26 protein-coding genes and 1 tRNA gene are annotated in these 19,670 nt (G+C 63.7%); 6 read left to right on the forward strand and 21 right to left on the reverse strand.

Annotated features, from left to right (window positions below; all coding sequences use genetic code 11):
- Position 1: 1 nt before the first annotated feature.
- From RR_RS11125 to RR_RS11205, 17 genes are read right to left on the reverse strand one after another with little or no spacing between them, the layout of a single operon-like run.
- Entirely contained in the window at positions 2–394 is a 393-nt protein-coding gene (locus tag RR_RS11125; RefSeq protein ID WP_004516956.1) for a 30S ribosomal protein S8, read from the reverse strand.
- 2 nt (positions 395–396) lie between these two features.
- Complete coding sequence (locus RR_RS11130) at positions 397–582, reverse strand: 30S ribosomal protein S14 (RefSeq protein WP_004591563.1); 186 nt, start codon at positions 580–582, stop codon at positions 397–399.
- Complete coding sequence (locus RR_RS11135; protein ID WP_004957391.1) at positions 579–1,112, reverse strand: 50S ribosomal protein L5; 534 nt, start codon at positions 1,110–1,112, stop codon at positions 579–581. The genes RR_RS11130 and RR_RS11135 overlap by 4 nt, the downstream gene beginning before the upstream one ends.
- Positions 1,109–1,813: a 30S ribosomal protein S4e gene (locus RR_RS11140; RefSeq protein ID WP_011223741.1), complete on the reverse strand. Its 705-nt coding sequence runs from the start codon at positions 1,811–1,813 to the stop codon at positions 1,109–1,111. Before RR_RS11140 ends, RR_RS11135 begins: the two co-directional genes overlap by 4 nt.
- On the reverse strand, positions 1,810–2,172 hold the full coding sequence (rplX, locus tag RR_RS11145; RefSeq protein ID WP_004957398.1) for a 50S ribosomal protein L24: 363 nt from the start codon (positions 2,170–2,172) through the stop codon (positions 1,810–1,812). The genes RR_RS11140 and rplX overlap by 4 nt, the downstream gene beginning before the upstream one ends.
- A 4-nt stretch (positions 2,173–2,176) precedes the next feature.
- Complete coding sequence (locus RR_RS11150) at positions 2,177–2,575, reverse strand: 50S ribosomal protein L14 (protein WP_004516961.1); 399 nt, start codon at positions 2,573–2,575, stop codon at positions 2,177–2,179.
- Positions 2,575–2,913 carry a 30S ribosomal protein S17 gene (locus tag RR_RS11155; RefSeq protein WP_004591559.1) on the reverse strand — a complete coding sequence of 113 codons (339 nt, stop codon included), beginning with the start codon at positions 2,911–2,913 and terminating at the stop codon, positions 2,575–2,577. The genes RR_RS11150 and RR_RS11155 overlap by 1 nt, the downstream gene beginning before the upstream one ends.
- Entirely contained in the window at positions 2,904–3,188 is a 285-nt protein-coding gene (locus RR_RS11160) for a ribonuclease P protein component 1 (protein WP_007187647.1), read from the reverse strand. Before RR_RS11160 ends, RR_RS11155 begins: the two co-directional genes overlap by 10 nt.
- Positions 3,188–3,403, reverse strand: coding sequence for a 50S ribosomal protein L29 (gene rpmC, locus RR_RS11165; protein WP_004516964.1), 216 nt, complete (start codon positions 3,401–3,403; stop codon positions 3,188–3,190). Before rpmC ends, RR_RS11160 begins: the two co-directional genes overlap by 1 nt.
- Entirely contained in the window at positions 3,400–4,314 is a 915-nt protein-coding gene (locus RR_RS11170) for a 30S ribosomal protein S3 (RefSeq protein ID WP_004957404.1), read from the reverse strand. Before RR_RS11170 ends, rpmC begins: the two co-directional genes overlap by 4 nt.
- The gene (locus RR_RS11175; protein ID WP_011223742.1) at positions 4,314–4,781 is read right to left on the reverse strand and encodes a 50S ribosomal protein L22; all 468 of its coding nucleotides are present in this window, start codon (positions 4,779–4,781) and stop codon (positions 4,314–4,316) included. The genes RR_RS11170 and RR_RS11175 overlap by 1 nt, the downstream gene beginning before the upstream one ends.
- 2 nt (positions 4,782–4,783) lie before the next feature.
- A complete protein-coding gene (locus RR_RS11180) occupies positions 4,784–5,206 on the reverse strand; it encodes a 30S ribosomal protein S19 (protein WP_004516967.1) in 423 nt (140 codons plus the stop codon).
- Complete coding sequence (locus RR_RS11185; protein ID WP_004957415.1) at positions 5,203–5,925, reverse strand: 50S ribosomal protein L2; 723 nt, start codon at positions 5,923–5,925, stop codon at positions 5,203–5,205. The genes RR_RS11180 and RR_RS11185 overlap by 4 nt, the downstream gene beginning before the upstream one ends.
- Positions 5,926–5,927: 2 nt before the next feature.
- A complete protein-coding gene (locus tag RR_RS11190; RefSeq protein ID WP_004591553.1) occupies positions 5,928–6,185 on the reverse strand; it encodes a 50S ribosomal protein L23 in 258 nt (85 codons plus the stop codon).
- Complete coding sequence (rpl4p, locus tag RR_RS11195) at positions 6,182–6,922, reverse strand: 50S ribosomal protein L4 (protein WP_004957420.1); 741 nt, start codon at positions 6,920–6,922, stop codon at positions 6,182–6,184. The genes RR_RS11190 and rpl4p overlap by 4 nt, the downstream gene beginning before the upstream one ends.
- A gap of 3 nt (positions 6,923–6,925) precedes the next feature.
- The gene (gene rpl3p, locus RR_RS11200) at positions 6,926–7,942 is read right to left on the reverse strand and encodes a 50S ribosomal protein L3 (protein ID WP_004957423.1); all 1,017 of its coding nucleotides are present in this window, start codon (positions 7,940–7,942) and stop codon (positions 6,926–6,928) included.
- Positions 7,943–7,946: 4 nt separating this feature from the next.
- The gene (locus RR_RS11205) at positions 7,947–8,792 is read right to left on the reverse strand and encodes a putative RNA uridine N3 methyltransferase (RefSeq protein WP_004957426.1); all 846 of its coding nucleotides are present in this window, start codon (positions 8,790–8,792) and stop codon (positions 7,947–7,949) included.
- 348 nt (positions 8,793–9,140) lie between these two features.
- Between RR_RS11205 and RR_RS11210 the strand changes: the two genes are divergently transcribed.
- The 5 genes from RR_RS11210 (at position 9,141) to RR_RS11230 (ending at position 12,213) form a co-directional block, all read left to right on the forward strand.
- Positions 9,141–9,212 (forward strand) — tRNA-Gly (locus tag RR_RS11210).
- 463 nt (positions 9,213–9,675) lie between these two features.
- The gene (locus RR_RS11215; protein ID WP_004957428.1) at positions 9,676–10,323 is read left to right on the forward strand and encodes an HVO_2922 family protein; all 648 of its coding nucleotides are present in this window, start codon (positions 9,676–9,678) and stop codon (positions 10,321–10,323) included.
- Between the two features lie 99 nt (positions 10,324–10,422).
- Positions 10,423–10,755 (forward strand): MTH1187 family thiamine-binding protein, encoded by a 333-nt coding sequence (locus RR_RS11220; protein WP_011223743.1) that lies wholly within the window; start codon positions 10,423–10,425, stop codon positions 10,753–10,755.
- A 24-nt stretch (positions 10,756–10,779) separates the two neighbouring features.
- Positions 10,780–11,712: a methenyltetrahydromethanopterin cyclohydrolase gene (gene mch, locus RR_RS11225; protein ID WP_011223744.1), complete on the forward strand. Its 933-nt coding sequence runs from the start codon at positions 10,780–10,782 to the stop codon at positions 11,710–11,712.
- A 3-nt stretch (positions 11,713–11,715) separates the two neighbouring features.
- Positions 11,716–12,213 carry a hypothetical protein gene (locus RR_RS11230; RefSeq protein WP_011223745.1) on the forward strand — a complete coding sequence of 166 codons (498 nt, stop codon included), beginning with the start codon at positions 11,716–11,718 and terminating at the stop codon, positions 12,211–12,213.
- Between the two features lie 12 nt (positions 12,214–12,225).
- Here RR_RS11230 and RR_RS11235 read toward each other — a convergent pair whose 3' ends face one another.
- The 3 genes from RR_RS11235 to RR_RS11245 form a co-directional block, all read right to left on the reverse strand.
- Positions 12,226–13,857 carry a GTPBP1 family GTP-binding protein gene (locus RR_RS11235; protein WP_011223746.1) on the reverse strand — a complete coding sequence of 544 codons (1,632 nt, stop codon included), beginning with the start codon at positions 13,855–13,857 and terminating at the stop codon, positions 12,226–12,228.
- A 459-nt stretch (positions 13,858–14,316) separates the two neighbouring features.
- A complete protein-coding gene (locus RR_RS11240) occupies positions 14,317–15,000 on the reverse strand; it encodes a phosphoglycolate phosphatase (protein WP_011223747.1) in 684 nt (227 codons plus the stop codon).
- 37 nt (positions 15,001–15,037) lie between these two features.
- On the reverse strand, positions 15,038–15,607 hold the full coding sequence (locus tag RR_RS11245; protein ID WP_004957446.1) for a J domain-containing protein: 570 nt from the start codon (positions 15,605–15,607) through the stop codon (positions 15,038–15,040).
- A 573-nt stretch (positions 15,608–16,180) separates the two neighbouring features.
- On the opposite strand from RR_RS11245, the gene RR_RS11250 reads away from it, so the two are divergent.
- Positions 16,181–19,279 (forward strand): adenosylcobalamin-dependent ribonucleoside-diphosphate reductase, encoded by a 3,099-nt coding sequence (locus tag RR_RS11250; protein ID WP_007187656.1) that lies wholly within the window; start codon positions 16,181–16,183, stop codon positions 19,277–19,279.
- Positions 19,280–19,362: 83 nt separating this feature from the next.
- Here RR_RS11250 and RR_RS11255 read toward each other — a convergent pair whose 3' ends face one another.
- Positions 19,363–19,653, reverse strand: a complete 291-nt coding sequence (locus RR_RS11255; RefSeq protein WP_004957453.1) for a DUF7526 family protein — start codon at positions 19,651–19,653, stop codon at positions 19,363–19,365.
- Between the last annotated feature and the right edge of the window lie 17 nt (positions 19,654–19,670).

The following is a 19,670-nucleotide window of genomic DNA, read 5'->3' on the forward strand; positions in this document are numbered from 1 at the left end:
GTTAGTATACGTACGCGATGACTTGGCCACCAACGCCCTGCTCACGAGCCTCGTAGTGGCTCATGATGCCGTGGCTGGTCGTCACGACGAGGGTCCCGTAGTCACGGGCGGGGAGGAACCGCTTCTCCCACTTCTCGAACTCGTCTGCGCCCGCAGAGTAGCGGGGCTTGACCGGGCCACACTCGTTGATGGCTCCTTTCAGTTCAACTTCGAACTCGCCGGCTTTGCCGTCGTCGACGAAACTGAATCCGTCGATGTACCCGCGGTCGTAGAAGACCTCGAGGACGCTGCCGATCTCGTTCGAAGCTGGCGATACTGTCTGCTCTAGGTGCCCGACGCTTTCGGCGTTGTTAAGCGCCGACAGTGCGTTGGCAAATGGGTCGTTCCCTGTCATTGTTAGCTGTACTTCCTGAAGCCCATGCCTCGCGAAATCTCGCGGAAGCACTGGCGGCACAGCCAGATGTCGTACTTGCCGACGAGTCCCTGTTCGCGACCGCAGCGCTGACAGGACTCGAGCTGGCCAGTTCGCTCACTGGATGCCGTCTCGGAATCGGGCTCGTCTGTGGTTTCACTTTCGCTCATTCGCTCACCTCCACGTCGTAGGTCGACTCGATGAAGGCGACGGCGTCCGCCGGGTTGAGTCGATGCTTCGTCGGAATCGAGCGCGACGCCTTGTCGCGCTTGGCGACGCGGTAGCCGGGACGGACGAGGTTGACCGTCACGTCCAGCCCGTAGATTCCGATGCTCGGGTCGTACTCCTGGCTCGGGAACTCGGTGTGTTCCTCGACGCCGAAGCTGAAGTTGCCGGTGTCGTCGAACTGACTTGTCGCCAGTTCAGCGAGCGGCAGCGCCGTCTGGAGGAACTCCTCGGCCATCTCGTCGCGGAGGGTGACCTTCGCACCGATGGGGTCGCCCTCGCGGATGTCGAACTCGCCGACAGTCCGCTTGGCCTTCGTTCGAACCGGCATCTGCCCGGTGATCTCCCCGAGGATGTCCTCTGCGTTGGCGAGGTCACGGCCACCGTGGCCGATACCCATGTGAACGACGACCTTCTCGATACGCGGTTCGCGCATCTCGTGGAAGTCGCCGCCGGACTCACTCTCGGAGCTCATTCATCATCACCCGTGAAGTTCTCGTCGATGACGACGACGTACTCTTCGACTGTCTCGAAGCCTTCGCCCTCGTCCTGCGAGACGATCACGTTGTTCTGGGCCGAACCCGGCGTCACCTGAATCTCCTCGACTTCGCCGACTTCGCCCGCGTGGGCACCGTCGACGGCCGTGACGAGTGCGCCCTCTTCGTATTCGAAGTGGGCAACGACTTCGCCGTCCTCGTTGCCGACGACGATGGAGTCGCCAGCGTCGTAGGTCTGGTCGTCCTCAACGATGAGCGTCTCACCGTCGTGGAGACCCAGCTGGACGTCGCCACCGGAGACGTGCGTCTTGGTGACGATTTTGCCGAGCTTGGACTGTGCCGCGTCCGGGTCGATTGCGGTCAGCGCCAGCCGACCACCCTCGCCGGGGAACACGCGGTAGTACTCCTCGCGCTCGGTGAAGGCCAGGATGTCGAACATCCCGACGGGGCGTTCCTCGTCAGAAATGGCCTTCCCGTTGATGAGGACGTTGTCCTCGTTGAGAGCGTAGCGGGCTTCTTTGCGGTTGTCGGCGTAGCCGAGCACGTCCCGAAGGACGATGAGCAGGGGAACCCCCGACTCACCGTGTGGGCCGGCACCGGCTTTCACCGTAAACGTCGCGGTTTTGCGCTCTACGGGCCAACTGTTTGGCACCGAGAGTCGCTTCTGGTGGTTACTCATGCGGAATCATCCTCCGATTCGAGACGCGCCTCGCGCTTCTCGTCTTCGAGGTCCAGGTCTGTCACGCGGACGTTCGAGGTGTCCAGCGGTCGCGGGACTTCCTCGCCGTCTGTCTTTTCGAGCGTGACGTCTTCGACGTGGATGACAGCCTTGTCGAGGTCCACGTTGATGACTTCGCCTTCTTCGCCGGCGAAGTCACCACGGAGCACCTCAACGGTGTCACCAGCGTTGACGCGGACGTTCCGCTGGCCGTACTCCTCGCGGAGGTCGGCGCTCAGCGTCGCCCGGACCTGCTTGTGCCGCTCGTGAAGCGGGGCACGTCGTTGACTCTTGCGTTGTTTGTCTGGTTGCTTGCTCATGGTTCTATACAATCATCGTCGCTGCTGATGCCACACTGCCGAATCGCTGTGCGACTTCCCGTGCGATTGGACCTTTCAGCTCGGTCCCGCGCGGGTCCTCGTTTTCGTCGACGATGACGGCCGCGTTGTCTTCGAACTTGACGCGGGTGCCGTCGGGTCGACGGATCGGCTTTCGCTGGCGGACGACGACGGCTTCGAGCACCTGACGACGCATTTCGGGCGTCCCCTTGGTGACCGAGACCGTGATCTTGTCGCCCAGCCCAGCTTTGGGGTGGCGGTTCTTCGTTCCCGAGTAGCCGTGGACGGAAATGACCTTGAGTTCGCGCGCTCCCGTGTTGTCCGCACACGTGATGAGCGAGCCCTTCTCTAGGCCTTGCGTGACGTCAGCACCGAGTGCTTCCATCAGGCATCACCGTCCTGTTCGTCGGCGACCACGCCAACGACGACGTGGCTTTTCGTTTTCGAGAGCGGTCGACACTCTGCTATCGTGACCGTGTCACCGACCGCGAGGTCGAGACAGTCCGGTGCGTGAGCCGGAACGCGGCTCCGCCGCTTCATAAAGCGGTCGTATTTCGGCACCTTCACGTCGTACTCGCGCTCGACGACAACGGTCTTCTCCATGTCAGTGGAGGCTACCTCGCCGTTCAGTGTCTGTCCGCGCACGGAGAGCTCTCCGTGGAACGGGCAGTTCTGATCGGCACAGGTCTCCTCCGGTTCCTGTACGTTCAGTCCTAGCGCCATAGTGAATCTCCTGTGTTCTCTGTGCGACGAGCGGGACGGGCAACGAGGCGGTCGCCGTCGACGAGAACCGTCTCGGTCGACAGGTCGAACGCGAACGTCGCGCTGTCCTTCGGCACGTGCCACACCCGGTCGGCCCCCTCGAGTGTCAGCATCTGTGTCGTCTCCATGACGACAGTTCCGCTGATACCGATGACATCCGGATTGGACGCCGCGACGACCTCGCAGTCGAGGCCGACGAGTTCGTGTCGTGGGAGCGTCTCGGGTGTTAGTGGCATTATTCGTTCTCCTGCAGGTCGCCTTCTTCGCCCTGAATCGTCTTGATGCGGGCGATGGCCTTCCGCAGCTCCTTGATGCGACCGGGGTTCTCCGGCGCACCACCCGCGGCCTGGACGGCCCGGGCGTTCAGTAGTTCGGTCTTCAGGTCGTCGAGTTCCGCCTCGCGTTCGGCGGGCGTCATGTCCCGAATTTCCTGGACGTGGAGGACGGTCATTCGTCGTCACCCTCCTCGTCCATTTCATCCATCAGCTCTTCGGCTTCCGCCTCGACGTCCTCGTCGAGTTCCTCGTCGACAGCCTCTTCGAGTTCGTCAACGTCGACATCCTCGACATCGTCGTCAGTCGGGACTTCGACGTCTTCTTCGACGATTTCCTCGTCGACGAACTCCTCGTCAGCCTCGGAGTCGTCGTCGGCCCCGGCGGCCACGTCCTCGTCGAGCTCTTCGGCCGTCTCGCTGTCTTCGGGCTCGCCTTCGAGGAGTTCCTCGACGGACTCGCCGTCGGTGTCGGCCACGTAGTCCTCGACGTCGACATCCTCGTAGATCTCGAAGTCGTCGGGGAGCTCCGCGTTCGGCGGGATGATCTTGACTCGGACCCCGATGGTTCCGAGCTTCATCACGGCGACGCCGACGCCGCTGTCGACGATCTCCTCTGCGGGTTCGCCGTTGTGCTTGACGTAGCCGCGGTTGAACTTCTCAACGCGCGAGCGTGCACCAGTGACCTTGCCGGAGAGGACGATCTCTGCGCCGAGTGCGCCCGACTCCATGATGCGGTCGATGGTGGTGTGGCCCGCTTTGCGGAAGTACCAGCCACGCTCGAGTGCGTTGGCCAGTCGGTCCGCGACGATGCGGGCGTTGAGGTCCGGCTCGTCGACTTCCTGCACGTCGACCTGCGGGTCGTCGAGGTTGAATCGGTCCTCGAGTTCCGTCGTGATCTTCCGGATGTTCTTCCCGCCCTTGCCGATGACCATCCCTGGCTTCTCGGCTTTGAGCACGATCTGGGTCCCCATCGGCGTCTTGGCGACATCCATGCCGCCGTAGCCGGCTCGACCGAGTTCCTCTGCGAAGAACTCGTCGATCTGGGTCCGCTGGAGTCCGTCCTCGATGAACTGTTGTTCGTCGGCCATTAGTCTTCGACCTCCGGCTCTTCGAGGATGAGTTCGACGTCGACCTGCGGGCTATTCCACGCCGAGGCACGCCCCATCGCGCGGGGCTTGCGACCCTGCTGCTCGCCGACCTTGTGGGCGGCGACGTGCTTGATGGTCATGGCCTCACCGTCGAAGCCCTGGTGGTCGGCGTTGCCGACCGCGTTCTCGAGCAGGTCGAGGAAGGCCTTGCTGGCCTTCTCCGGGTAGCGCCCGGCGTCCCAGCCGTCGACCTTGCTTTTGTGGCCGACGCCCGAGTTGTGCTGTTTGAACGGAACGGGCTGGTCGCCCTCGATAACCGCCTCGAGGTAGTCGACAGCCTCGCCGGCCGTTTTGCCCTTGATCTCGCGGGCGATGGCCTTGCTGTGCTTGAAGCTCATCTGCCGCTCCCGGAGCATCGCTTTGGCCGTCGTGTCCGGGTCGGCTTCGACTGAGTAACTGATTCCCATGATTATTTGAGCGGTACGAACTTCGAGGAGCGTGTCGCTCCGATACCGGCCTGACCGTGTTCGACACTACTCCGGGTGAGCTGGAACTCACCGAGGTAGTGGCCGAGCATCTCGGGCTCGACTTTGACACGCTCGAAGTTCTGGCCGTCGTGGACGGCGAAGGTCAGCCCGACCATCTCCGGGACCACCGGCATGTCGCGCAGGTGTGTCCGGATCGGGTCGTTGGCTGTCTCCTCTTCGCCGGCCTCGCGGGCCTTCTCGAGGAGCTTGTGTTTCTCCTCGGTCAGGCCGCGTACGATACTTCGCCGCTGTCGAGCGGGGAGCAGTTCCGCGACTTCCTCGAGCTCCATCTCCTGCAGCTCGTCGAGCGTGTGGCCGCGGAAGGAGAACTCTCCTTCGTGGCCGATTTGATATTCTGAGCTCATTCGTTGCCACCTCGACCTGTTCGCTTCGAGGCGATGTCCCCGACCTTACGGCCAGGCGGGGCGTTCCGCGAGATGGACTTGGGCTTGCCGGGGTGCTGGCGTCCGCCACCACCGAACGGGTGGTCGACGGCGTTCATCGCCACACCGCGGACGTTGGGCCACTTCGTCCCTCGCGCTTTCATCTTGTGATGCTTGTTGCCAGCCTTCACGAACGGCTTGTCAGTTCGGCCGCCACCGGCGACGACGCCGATGGTAGCACGACACTGCGGGTCAAGCCGCTTCATCTCCCCGGAGGGGAGCTTGACGACCGCGACGTTGCGGTCGTGGGTGAGCAGCTGGGCGTTGACACCCGACGCGCGGGCGAACTTCCCACCGTCACCGGGGCTGGATTCGACGTTGCACACCGGGACCCCCTCTGGGATCTCGGCCAGCGGGAGCGTGTTCCCGGGTGCGATCTCGGCGCTGACGCCGACCTGTAGCTCGTCGCCTACCCCGACGCCTTCCGGCGCGAGGATAAGTCGTCGGTCGCCGTCTTCGAACTCGACGGCAGCGACCGGAGCCGAGCGGGCAGGGTCGTGCTCAATGTCGACGACCGTGCCGGCGATGACGTCGCCGTCCTCGACCTTGCGGTGCTCCAGATCAGCCTTGTAACGGTGCGACGGAGCACGGAACGTGGAGGTCCCGCGGCCGCGCCGTTGTCCTTGGATTCGTCGTCCCATCGTTAGAACACCCCAATTCTGGAGGCGACTTCCTGGGCGTCGTCGTCCTCAGAGAGGCGAACGACGGCCTTCTTTTCGCCGTCCATCGTGTTCTGCGTGTTGACCTGTTCGACTGTCACGTCGTACTGCTCCTCGACGGCGTCGGCGACCTCGCCCTTGGAGGCGCGGTCATCGACGGCGAACTGGAGCTTGTTCTGGAAGTCCATGTCGTTCATGGCCTTCTCCGTGACGTGTGGGTGTTTGATGACATCCCAGCTCATCGCTCGGCCACCTCCGCGAGTGCGGATTCCGTGAAGACGGTGAGTCGACCGGGCGCGCCGCCGGGCGCGAGGTCTTCCGTGTTGACCTCGCTGGCGGTCGCCACGTCGGCCCCCGCGAGGTTGCGGGCGGCCGTCGACGGCTCGTCGCTGGTCACGAAGAGGATCGAGGCGGGACGACGGTACTTCCGTCCACGGGCCGAACCCTGTCCAGCCTTGATCTTCGTCTCGTCGGCGCGGTCGATGTCCGCGTGGACGTCGAGCGCCTCCAGCAGCGAGACGACTTCCTGCGTCTTGACGAGGTCCTCGAAGTCGTCGGAAACGACGACGGGCACTTCGTCACGGTCGAACTCGTGGCCGCGGTCGGCGACGAGGTCGGCGTCGGCTGTCGCAGCCAGCGCCGAGCGAACGGCCAGCTGCCGTTCCTTGTCGTTGAGGTCGAGCGAGCGGTCCTTCTCGGTTTTCGGCGGGTGGGCGCTTCGCCCTTTGACCGCCTGCGGGACGCGGCGGGCACGGCCGTCCTGCTTCGGGACGTGTGCCTGGCCGCGGCCGCTACCGAAGGACTCGGCCGGCGTTCGGAGGCCGGCGTACTCGTCGGACCCGTAGTCCTGCTTTCGGTTGGCCTGTGCGGCACGTACAGCTTTGCCGATGAGGTCGGACCGAACCGGCGTCTCGAAGACGTCCGGCAGGTCGACCTCGCCGTCTGTGTTGCCGTCCAGGTCGTAGATTGTTGCCTGCATAGGTTATCCCTGGTTCGATTCGTTGGAGACGTAGCGCACCTCGGGGTCGAGGCGCGGCTGGTCGTTCGGACGCACCGCGGGCCGGAAGCGCACCAGGCGCTTGTCCGGACCGGGCACGGAGCCCTTCACGAGCGTGTACGGCCCATCGACTTCGCCGTAGTTGACGAAGCCGCCATCGACGGTGGGCTCGTCGCCCTCGCCGATGTCGATGAGGCGCTTGTTGAGCTCGGTGCGCTGGTGGTAGCCGGTCTGCCCCTGCTGGGGGACCGTCGAGCGCACGCGGGACGGGTTCCACGGACCGAGGTTGCCGATCCGTCGGCGCCATCCCTGGCGGGCGTGCTTGCCTTTCCGTTTCTGGACGCCCCACCGCTTGACGGGACCCTGCGTCCCTTTGCCTTTCGTGACACCGGCCACGTCGGCGTACTCGCCGGCGCGGAAGATGTCGTTCATGGCGTGTTCGCCACCGTCCTCGACAATGTCAAGGGCGTGGTCGAGGCGGTCCGAAACGGACCCACCGCCGACGCGAGTCTCCATCACGTCGGGCTTTTTCTTCGGGACGCTCGGGACGGCGTCGGGGACGGTGTGCGTAATGAGTCGCAGGTCCCCGAGGTCACCGGCCTCGTGTGCGTCGCGTATCTGTTCCTCAGCAGCGTCCGGGTCGTGGTCCTCCGGAACGTCCAGGGTCCGGTCGAGCTCCGAGTGGAACTCGTCGGTCCAGACTTCCGTCAGCGGACGCTGACCGTACGGCGTGTCTTCGTACGCTCGCAGGGCGACGGCGCGCATCGGCGGCGTCTCGATGACTGTCACCGGGACAGTCTCCTCCATCCCTTCGCGGGGGGAGTTAGGTTCGTCGTTGACAAGCACAACGTGAGTCATGCCTGCCTTGTAGCCGGCGAACCCTTGGACGCCCGGCTGCCCGTCGTCAGACGGCCAGCTGTTGAAGCGAGGCGTCTCGCTCGTCGAGCGCTTGCGCGGGCCGAAGCCCAGCGAGCCTTTGCGTGGTCTGCTTGGTTGTGGCATTCGTTTACTCCGTGAGGGTTAGACAGGTGAGGGAGGCGAACAGAGCTTCTTCCGTTCGCACAACCTCACTGCCCTGGTTCGGAACCGTATTCAGCCAGAGGTCGAACCCTTCTGGTTCGTCGCTCGTCTGGTCTCCCCCGACGGCGTCCGGGGCAACGTCGAGTATCGACGGTAACCCGCGCTCGGGTGCCCCGAAGGCGACGGTCATGCCGCCCTCGGCGTCGCGCCGCTCGGCCAACTGGCCGAGACGGGTCGACGTTACCGGCTCGCCGTATCGCGAGGACGCGATAGTGAGCCCGGCATCGTCGCGCGAGAGTGCCGCATCGAGGTCCGCGGCGACAACGTCGAATCCCGTTGTGGGGGCGTCGACGAGTTTCGCCCGGACCGGCCGTCGCGAAGAGACCCTGACGGTCACGCGCTCTCCCTGTTCCACGTCCATATCCGCTGGGACGGGAAGGGAGATCGGGTGTTGCATGCCGCAATTGACCCGGACGCGCCCATCAGCTCCGACCTCGGTCACGATTCCCTGTCTTAACGACCCCGAACCCTCAGATCCGGAGCCGGTCTGTGAACGCACGCGGAGCGGCGGCAGGACGCCGACGTACTCCAGTTCGTCCCGCTTACCCCACATCTCCTTTCGGAGGTGTGGGGGCGTCGCGGCGTACCGCAGCACGGTTTCGACGAACCCGTCTTCCCATTTGCCCGCCCCGTCAGGGTCGGGGTACACTGTCAGCCGATCAACCCGGTAGACCGCGGCCGCGCGGGCCACGTAACCGAGCTTGCGAGTTGCCTCGCGTCTGTCTTCGGCTTCCCGTGCAAGGGAAGACGGCACGAGTACGCTGGTCGTCATGCCGTGACGCTTCCACGTCGCGCCACTAGACTGTGCCGATATCTCCCTTTCCAGGGCTTAAAAAGCCCCCGTTTCACGCACGCGATGCGTCGCGTTCACATGGTCCGTCATGCCGGTTCGGAACCGATGCACGCATTCACTGTTTTGCCGCTTCCGAAAGGTCATGTCTCGTGACGCCATCACATGATCCGGCGCTCAGACGGGGAGATGATTGCCCTCACTTCCCACGATTTTCCCCGGAAAACGGAAGGCTTTTTACTCTCACCCCCGCCAGATTTGATTGCAACGAGGCGTTGCGCGCTGGCACTGAGCGACCACCGGTCGTGAATGTCAGGGCAAACGAAGCAAGCGCTGGTAGTGTAGTTGGTATCACGTGACCTTGCCATGGTCACAACCTGGGTTCAAATCCCAGCCAGCGCATTTCCCTTCATCCAAACTCTCGAGCGGCGCGTTTTATCGCGCCGCGTACTGGATGCTGTGTAATCGCACTGGATTTGAGCCCTGCCAGTCGCAGCCCGCGAGCGACCACTGGGAGCGAGCGGGAACGTCTGGCTCCGGTTCAAATCCCAGCCAGCGCATTTCTACGACGAACTATTCCAGTGAGCACCGCGTCGCGTGTGCTCGGTATCCGTGAGTCGTGCAATCGCACTGGATTTGCATCGGGTTCAAACACCGACGGACTTCGTCCGTCGTGATTCGCAATCGCGTCGCGATTGCTCACTCCCAGCCGGCGCATTTCTCTGATTCCAAATCGGCAAGCGATGCGTCTTATCGCGTCGCCCAGTCATATAGTACCGCTGTCATGTACTCATCTGAGTCGTCGGAGCGCCACCCGGAAACCGGGGAGTACCATTATTTGTTGCCCCATCGACAATGAGAGTGTATGACGGACGAGACGGTCCACGAGTCACAGGAAACACGGAGTCGCAGAGGAATCGCATCGTACTTCCGGCGGTTGGCAAACAGGCTCAGCCGCGGTGAGCCAGCCCCAGCGGATGAGGAACAGACTGTAACGGTCACGCCGCCGGCCGAATCCGAGTTCGAGGTTGAGGTCGAGCGAGAGGACGGCACTGTCACCCTTGAAATCGATATGGAGTGGAACGAGGATGAGGGAGAGGTGGCGACCGATGTGGCTGCGAGCAAGGCCACGTTCGAGGTGTACGAGGACAGCGCCGAGCAGTACCGCTGGCGGCTCCGCCACGACAACGGGAACATCATCGCCGACAGCGGGGAGGGCTACGCCTCCAAGCAGAAGGCCGAGCAGGGTCTTGAGAGCGTCAAATCCAACGCGCCCGGGGCGTACGTCGTCGATGAGTCGAAAGACGACAGTGTTGTCGAAGAAGGGGGCAGCAAGGCGACATTCGAACTGTTCAAAGACAGCGAAGGGAAGGCGCGCTGGCGGCTCCGCCACGACAACGGAGAGATCATTGCCGACTGCGGGCAGGGCTACGCCTCCAAGCAGAAAGCGAAGCAGGGGCTCCAGAGCGTCAAGACGAACGCTCGCGGGGCACCGGTCGAAGAAGGCGAGTAAGCGTTCCGAACAGCGGTAGTTTCGTTCCTCCAGTCAGACACCGATAGCGTTACGCGAGCATCATAGCGGTTAGGTTTCGAGCGCGCGTGAGAAACCAGTATGACCTGCATAGGGTTTCTCTCGGTCGCACCGGTCATCGAAGGCAGCATGTCGTCGTACGTCGCTGACGCCGTCGCGGCGCTGGAGGCGTTCGATGTCGAGTACGAGACGACGCCGATGGGAACGATCATCGAAGCGGAGGACAGCAAAGAACTGTTCGCGGCCACCCACGCCGCTCACGAGGCTGTCGGCGAGCAGGCCGACCGCGTGAGCACGTTCCTGAAAATCGACGACAAGCGGACCGTTGACCAGCAGGCGCGAGACAAGGTCGACGCCGTCGAGGAGCATCTAGATCGGGCGGCCAGAAGCGACGCGGCCGAAGGCGGAGATTAAAGGGAAGGGTGCCAAAGACGGCGTATGGATAGTCTCAACCGGATGGCCACGGAACTCGTTGACGAGGCCATCGACTTCGCCGACGAACTCACGATAGACGTACACGCGCTGGAGGGCGACGCCGCGGTGCTGGACTTCGGCGTCGAGGTCCCCGGCGCTGTCGAGGCCGGCATGCTACTCGCGGAAATCCAGACGGCCGGGCTGGCGACGGTCCAGTCCACGATGGCCACCGTCGGGGGCGCGCCGCTGAACCACGTCGAACTGTCGACAGACCACCCGGCGCTGGCCCTGCTGTGCTCACAAAAGGGCGGCTGGGAGCTGGCCGTCGATGACTTTCAGGCGCTCGGGAGCGGCCCCGCACGCGCGCTCGTCGCCGAGGAGGAAGCCTTCCAGCGTATCGGCTACCGCGAGGACGCCGACTTCGCCGTGCTGGCCGTAGAGACCGACGAACTGCCGGACGAGGACGTTGCGAGCCAAGTCGCTGAGCGCACAGGCGTCCCCGAGACGGGCGTGTTCCTGCCGTCGTTCGCGACTGCGAGTGTCACCGGGAGCGTCGTCGCCGCGGCCCGGGCCGCCGAGCTGGCTGTCTTCCGACTGGCCGAACTCGGCTTCGACCCGGTGTCGGTGCTGTCGGCCAGCGGCCGCGCGCCGGTCGCGCCGGTCGCCGATGACGAAGCAACTGCGATGGCTCGGACCACAGACGCACTCGCCTACGGCAGCGAGGTCCACCTCACCGTCGACGAGTCCTTCGACCGGTTCGACGAGGTCCCCTCCGTCGCGGCCCGAGAATACGGCGAGCCGCTAGAGGGCGTCTTCGAGGACGTGGACTGGGACTTCGCGGAACTCCCCGTCGAACTGTTCGGTCCCGCTGCGGTCACCATCGACGTGGTCGGCGGCGACACGCACGTGGTGGGTGAGACGAGCGAGGACGTGCTGGCCGAGAGCTTCGGCCTGTAAGAGATGCGCTACAAGGTCGCGCCGCCGGCCCGCTCGCGCCCGTTTCTGGAGACCGCAAGAGAGGCGCTTCCGCTTGTCCCTGACAGCGAGGCGGACTGTTGTCGCGCGATACAGACGGCGACTGACGTGTCCGACCGCGAAACGGCCCAGAAGTACCTCGTGCTCTTGCAGGCGCTGGGACTGGTCGCCGAGAGCGAGCGGGGTTACTACCGGACGAGGACGGACCTCGACCGGGCGGACCTAGCGACGGCCTTCGAGGAATCGGTCTTCGGCGTCGATGTGCTCCTCGCTGCTCTCGATTCGGAGTCGGTAGACGGTGACACTGCGTTCGATGCGCTCCGGGCTGAGATTCCCCGCTGGGAACGCGAACGCCACACCGACTGGGAATCGGTCTGGCAGGAGCGCACGGCGAACCTGCTGGAATGGGCCGTAGTGTTCGGACTCGCTCAAAAAACGGATGACGGCTACAGACAGCCAACCGAAAACAACGAAAATGAGTGAAATGACGGGCCGCTACTCCGCCGGGTCGGTGTCGGTGACGGTCCCGACGCCCTTCGAACTCCCCTCGCGGAAAACGAACTTCTGGCCCTCTTCAACGAGATAGGAGCGGAATTTGAATCGGACACGGGTCTTGCCGGCGTCGCCCGGGAGCAACTGCCCGCCTTCCGGATAGAACGCCGCGGCCTCGCTGACTGTTTCGAGGTGGACCACGGGCTCATAGCCGTCGCCGATGCGGGTTGGGTGGTTCAACACCATTACCTCAGCCTCAAACTCCTGTACCGGCGACGGGTCGGCATCGCTCGGTAGCAGGACCATCCCGCGCTCGATATCCGCCTCGCGGACGCCCTTCAGCGCGATGCCGACGATACGGCCGGCCTTGGCTTCGTCAACCCGGTGGTAGTGCATCTCGATGGACCGCACTTCGACCTCCTGAAAACTCCCGTCTTGCATCGGTCCAAGTAACAGTTCGTCGCCAGCCTCGACCTCGCCGGATTTGATGGTGCCGGAGGCGACCGCGCCGACCCCCTGAACGTTGTACGTCCGGTCGACGTACATCCGGAAATCGCCCACCTCGCCGGCAGTCTTTGGTAGCGCCTCGAACATCTCGTCGAGGGCGTCCAGCCCCGCCTTGGTGACGGCGCTGGTGGTGACGACGGGAACGACAGTCTCAGATATTTCGTCGATAGCCGTGTCGACGCCGTGGCGCTCTACCCGGAGCGGCGTCTTGTCGACCTCTCGCAGTGCTTGCTCGACTGAGCGTTCGACTTCGGCGACCCGTTCACCGTCGACGAGGTCGGTTTTGGTGAGCGCGACAATCGTCGGGAGGTCCGTCGCCAGCAGGATGCCGAGATGCTCGCGCGTCGTCTCTGTCACCCCGTCGTCGGCCGCGACGGTCAGGAGGCCGTAGTCGAGTTTCTGGCCGACGAGGCCGCGGATGGTCGTCCGGAGCCACGGCTCGTGGCCGACGGTGTCGACGAAGGAGACGAGCCTGTCGGATTCTTCGACGACCCGCGCGCGGTCGTCCTTCCGGTGCGGGTTGTCCATGCGAATTGGCTCGCCGTCCGCGTCGAAGCCGTAGACGCCGTATGAGAGGTCCGCCGAGAGGCCCCGTTCGACCTCGTGTGGCTGCACGTCAAGGAAGCCGCGTGTCCCACCTTCGCCGTCGTCGGCGTCACCGGTGACTAGCGACCCCACGAGCGTGGATTTGCCGTGGTCGACGTGCCCGGCAGTTCCCACCACAATGTGGTCATCGTCTGCAAGGACCGACCCCTCGGAGACTGTCGCGACACCCACGATACCGTCTGTGTCCGTCGATCCGTTCTCTGAAACGCCGTCAACGCCCCACGTTTTGACCTCCTCGATGTGCGCGCCGGCTTCCTCTGCCAGCAGGCTAAGCACGTCCATCGACTCGGAGAACTCTGCCGGCGAGATGCCGGCGAGACCGCCGTCGTCGGTGACGCCGACGACGTACGTCGCCTCCCCATCTCCGGAGAGAACACGGTGGCGGAGTTGCGCCGCGAGGGATTCGAGTCGCCCCTCGGACAGGTGGAGATCTTCGGTGAGCCGTTCTTTGAACTCGACGCTGCCGCCCTCCCGTTCACCGCGGTCAAGCGCGCGCCGGAGGACAGCCCGGTCGGGGCTCATATCCCCTCGTTACCGTGGGGCAGACATAAGCCTTCCCCGGATTTAGGCCTCCAGAGCCCTCCTGAATCCAGTGAATGAGTCTCTCTCTCACAATAACAGCCGGACGGATATTTATACGCGAGGGCGCAGCCAGACCGGCTCATGGACTGAACCACTATACGGGGTTTGCGGTCGTGTGGCGCCGCCCCGTAGATAGCCGACTGCTGTCGATGGCGTCACCTGTCCGCCAATTTGGCTAACCACTGGTCAGCGTGACATCTGGCTGCTCACGAAAGCCACTCGTGCAGTGTGTGGTCTGCATACGCGATACCGAGGGGCAGTACAGACGGGCCGGTCAAAAAGAGAGACACCGTCACGACATACTGCGTAGAGTGGTCGTTGACTTACGCAGCGAAGCCAACCCGGTACGTGGCATCAGCAGACCGGCGACCGCGTACCGTGCTTTTCGAAACCAGTGCCTCAGTCTCGATACGGCGCGACCGCTTCGAGGAAGCCATCGCCATAGCTCGCATCAGTCACCCGGTCGGCCCGTTCGAGCGCCGTTTCATCGGCATTGGCGACGGCTACGGCTTCACCGGCCAAGTCGAACATCTGTGCGTCGTTCACCGAGTCGCCGACCGCCAGGAACTCTGCCGGGTCCAGATCCAACTCCGAACACACCGCTTCGAGCCCAGTCCCCTTGTCGACGACAGGGTCTGTGACGTGGTAGGCGAAGCCGGTATCGAGGACGACGAGCCCGCGTGCCGCGGCCAGTTCTTCCAGCGGTTCGAGCGGCTGGTCGAGCGAGACAACGAGTTCCGTCTCGCGCCAACGGTTTGCAAGGTCTATCTGTCCGAAGCCGAGGTCGTGACCTAGGTCGCGATAGGATTCGCCGACCGCCAGCGCCGCCTCATGGTCGCCTTCCAATCTGAGTTCATCGGTGGCTTCGACGAACACGACGCCGCCGTTCTCGGCAACGACTGTCCGATCGAGGCCGAGAAACTCACAGAGCGCAATCGGGAACGGCATCGCTTTCCCAGTCGCGATGACGACACGTGCGGGCCACTCGCGGAGGACCGGTATGACATGAGGGTCAAGCGCGCGACTCTCGTCGGTCAGTGTCCCATCGATATCCACGATAAGGGGAGGTGTGTCGCTGTCCATACGTTCGGGTTCGGAGCGTCGGATATGTGGGTTGCGGTCAGTCGTCAGTTAGCGTCTCGTAGGCCGCCTGCACCTGCTTGAATTCCCTCTCGCTCCCGCTGTCGGTGTCGGGATGGACCTCTTTGACTTTCTCGCGGTAGGCTCGTTTGATAGTACTCTGGTCGGCGTCCGGGTCGAGGCCTAACCGCTTGTAGGCCTCCGCCGGACTCGGTCCCGACGACTGGACGCGCTGTCGGCGCTGCCGGCCACCCGCTTGCTGGCGGCGCTGCCGTTGCCGCCCCTGCCCACGGCGTTGGCCGCCCTGGGTCGCTTGCGAACGGCGCGCCCGGCGGCCGTCCCGCGGTGGTTCCCATTCCTCCCGCGGGCCAGCCCCGAACCCCCCACGGCGGGCGTTCCCCGTGTTCTGTGCCGCCTGTCGCTCAACCCGCTCGTAGAGGCTCGCAGCCATCTTCCCGCTGAGGTGGTAGTACATGAAATACGTCGACACCCCGAACATGAGCGCCAGGAAGAGCACCGCAGGATTGATCACGAGACCCACCGCCGTCAGGACGACTGTCAGGCCTCCGAACACCACCGCGATTCCCTTGGTGAGCCCATCGTACTGCACGCACGTTCCTTCGGTCCACAGACCTGTAAGCGTCCCGCCTCTCGCCGTCCATCCAGTCCGTTTTCGAACTAGATAGCGGGCACATTCCCGGATGATACAGGACCGGAACAGAACGGAACCACACGATATCGACACCAACGGACTGACAGACCTGTTTTGCCAAAACCGCACCACGGCAGCGTGTCTGACACAGCCTCAGTACCTCCCTACGAACTGTTAGTAAGTGTTTATCACCACGCGCAAACCCCCACGAGTTTCTACTGGATATCTCGCTCACGTCTGGTGATTCACGGGGTCGGGTTTTCACTTTCACCTCGGTCTAGACAGTATTAAGGAGAACCGACGGCATCTATTCCGTTGTACGCGGCTATCGTTTCACGCGTCACCAGCACAGTTCGTCGAGCACCGTAGCCACGACTCCGGAGATTGCTACGGCCGCCGCCGAATCGCAGACAAGAAGGATTAAACGCTATCGATGACTACGTATTCGCCGCCAGAAATGACAGGATCACGGGTAGCTACGACGAGGGGTATCGACCGACAGACGGCCGCTGTCGGGAGGAGGAGCGGGCGATGAGTAACAGCGACCTTTCCGCTGACGAGATTACGCTCCCGATCAAACGTACCGACGGTGACACTATCGAAGAGCGACTCACAGGCAATGCCTACCACAACATCCTCCCGGCTCGCTACCTCCGGAAGGATGCCAACGGGGACCTCATCGAGGGACCCGAAGACCTCTTTGACCGTGTCGCAAAGAACATCGCGCTCGCTGAAGCTGTGTTCGAGGCCAACAAGCAGGACGTCGACGTACACGTCTCGCCGGACCAGCTGAAGCCCGACCACCCGCGCCGCGACGAACTCGCCGACGAGGTGTTCGGCAAAGGAACGTCCGTCGACGACGACGTCGAGACCGAACTCTCTGTCTACAACGTCAACAAGTTTGCCTACGAGACGGTCGTGCCGGAACTGCCCGAAGGTGTCCGCGACCACGTCAAATCGACCGCCGACGCCTTCCAAGAGCAGATGGAGCAGCTCTCCTTCATGCCGAACTCGCCGACGCTGATGAACGCCGGCGACGAACTCCAGCAGCTGTCTGCTTGTTTCGTCGACTCACCGGGTGACGACATCGACGACATCCACCAGACCGCCAAGGAGGCCGCGCAGGTCTTCCAGTCCGGCGGTGGCATGGGCTATGCGTTCTGGAAGCTTCGCCCGTACGGCGACCCCGTCGGCTCGACCGGCGGCATCGCCTCCGGTCCCATCACGTTCATGCGGACCTACGACCAGATGTGCGAGACCATCGCGCAGGGCGGCGCCCGCCGTGGCGCACAGATGGGTGTCATGCGCGTCTCCCACCCGGATGTCATCCAGTTCATCCACGCCAAGAACAAGGACGTCTCACTCGCCGAGACGCTGCGCCTGAACGACCCGGACGACTTCACGCACAACTCCTTCGCAGAGGCGCTGGAGGAAGCACGGGAACTCATCGACGACGACGGACAGGTGCCAAAGCACCTCCGCAACGCCGTCGAGGGTCACCTGTCGAATTTCAACATCTCCGTCGGCGTCACCGACGACTTCATGGAGGCGTTGAAGGCCGGCGAGGAATTCACCTTCACGAACCCGCGAACGGGCGACGCCCATATTGTCACTGAGGAGACGAAAGAGCTGTACGATATGTTCGGCCTCGGCGAGCACGTCGAGGTCGGCGAGGAACTCTCGATCCCGGCCGAGGAACTCTGGGATGATATCGTTGAGGGCGCGCACGAGAACGGCGAACCCGGCGTTATCTACCTCGAACGGGTGAACAAGCAGCACTCCTTCGACGTGGAGGAGCACCCCGACCACGAGATCCTCGCCACGAATCCGTGTGGCGAACAGCCACTCGAAGAGTACGAGGCCTGCAACCTTGGCCACATCAACCTCTCGACGCTGGCCGCCACGGACGCGCCGGACTGGCGCGTCTGGTCGGAGGCCCACGCGGACGAGTACGACTCGATTGACGCGGCTATCGACGCGTTCCTCGAAGAAGCGATCGACTGGGACGAGTTCGACCGACGCATCGAACTCGGGACCCGCTTCCTCGAAAACGTTGTCACGATGTCGGACTTCCCGGTCGAGAAGATCGAGCAGAAGGTCCGGGAGATGCGCAAAATCGGCCTCGGTATCATGGGGCTGGCCCAGCTGTACATCCAGCTCGGCGTCGCCTACGGGACCGAGGAGGCCAACGAGATCGCCCGCCAGACGATGCGCCACATCAACCACGGGTCCAAGGCCGCGAGCCACGAACTCGCCGAGGAACGGGGCGTCTTCACTGAGTGGGAGAACTCCAAGTACGCGAACCCGACAGACTACTCCGACTGGTTCGAGAAGCAGACCGGCGAGGACGCGGCGGACTGGGAAGACGGCTACCCGATCCGCAACCACAACACGACGACCATCGCCCCGACCGGGACGACCTCGATGATTGGCAACACCACCGGCGGGTGTGAGCCCATCTACAACGTCGCCTACTACAAGAACGTCTCCGACGACGTGCAGGGCGACGAGATGCTCGTTGAGTTCGACGACTACTTCCTCCGCGCACTGGAGGACAACGACATCGACGTCGAGGCCGTCAAGCAGGAGGCTCAGGAGCAGATGGCCAACAACGAGTTCGACGGCGTCGACGGGCTGACGACCGTGCCCGACGCCATCGGCGAGCTGTTCGTCACCACCGGCGACCTCTCGGCGAAGCAGCACGCGGGTATTCAGGTAGCCTGTCAGGAGGGCGTCGACTCCGCCATCTCGAAGACGGTCAACGCCCCGAACGACTCCACGACAGAGGACGCCGCCGAAGTGTTCGAGTACATCTACGACCACGGCGGCAAGGGCGTCACCTACTACCGCGACGGTACCCGCAGCAAGCAGGTGCTGACCACGCGCGCCCAGAACACGGAGTTCTCGGACATGGACGCCGACGAGATCGTCGCACAGATCGAAGAGGTCTTCGGCGGCATCGAGGGCTTCCTCGAGGACGAGGCCGTTCAGGCCGCCATCGACGACTCCATCCAGCAGGTGCTGGGTGTCGCCGACGGGGACGCCGAGTACGCTGAGAAGCAGACCCGGCCGGACGTGCTCCACGGCGTGACACAGCGCATCGACACCGGCTACGGGAAGCTCTACGTCAACATCAACGAGGACCCCGAAGCCGACCGGCCGTTCGAGCTGTTCGCCAACATCGGCAACTCCGGTGGCTTCACCGCCTCCTTCACCGAGGCGCTGGCCAAGACCATCTCGACGGCACTTCGCTCGGGCGTCGACCCCGAAGAGATCGCCGACGAACTGCAGGGTATCCGGTCGCCGAAGGTCGCCTGGGACAAGGGCGAGCAGATCCAGTCCATCCCGGACGCCATCGGCACGGCCCTGCGTCGCTACCTCGACGGCGACGTCGACAAGGCCTACCCCGACCAGACCACACTAGAGGAAACCGCCGAAAAAGCTGAAGGCGAGACCGCCACCCAGACCCAGACCGACGGCGGCGCGGCCGCCGCAGCTGACGCGGGTGGCGACCAGCAGGACATCATCGACGCCGGCGAGAGCCCGGAGTGTCCTGACTGTGGCTCGCTGTCGCTGTACTACTCGGAAGGCTGCAAGACCTGCGAGTCCTGTGGCTGGTCCGAGTGCTGAACGCCGCCGCCTGAGACGCGGATTCGGATTTCGCCGCGCCTGAAGCCCGCTTTTTCGCTGTGCACTGACTCGCTGAGGGCCGGCTACCGGAATTCCGTCACGTCGTACACGCCGGTAATCGTCGTTTCCTCGACAGTCGCGGTGATTTCTGTCCCTTCTTCGGCTGCCGAGTCTGCGACAAGCGTCACTGGCTCGATGGGTTGGCGGCGGAGAAATGCCGCAATCCGTTCGAGCCACGACGGCTTCCCGCCCTTGCGGCAGACGATGACGTAGCGTGAGTCCGCGAGCGACGCCATCTTGGGCTCGAAGTCGTAGTCCTCGTGGTCGGCTGGCGGGACGACGTGGATGACCTCGCCCGCAATCGTCTCGTCCATACGCACAGTAGCGACTA

Origin of the sequence: Haloarcula marismortui ATCC 43049, from assembly GCF_000011085.1 — an archaeon.
GTDB classification, from domain to species: Archaea; Halobacteriota; Halobacteria; order Halobacteriales; family Haloarculaceae; genus Haloarcula; species Haloarcula marismortui.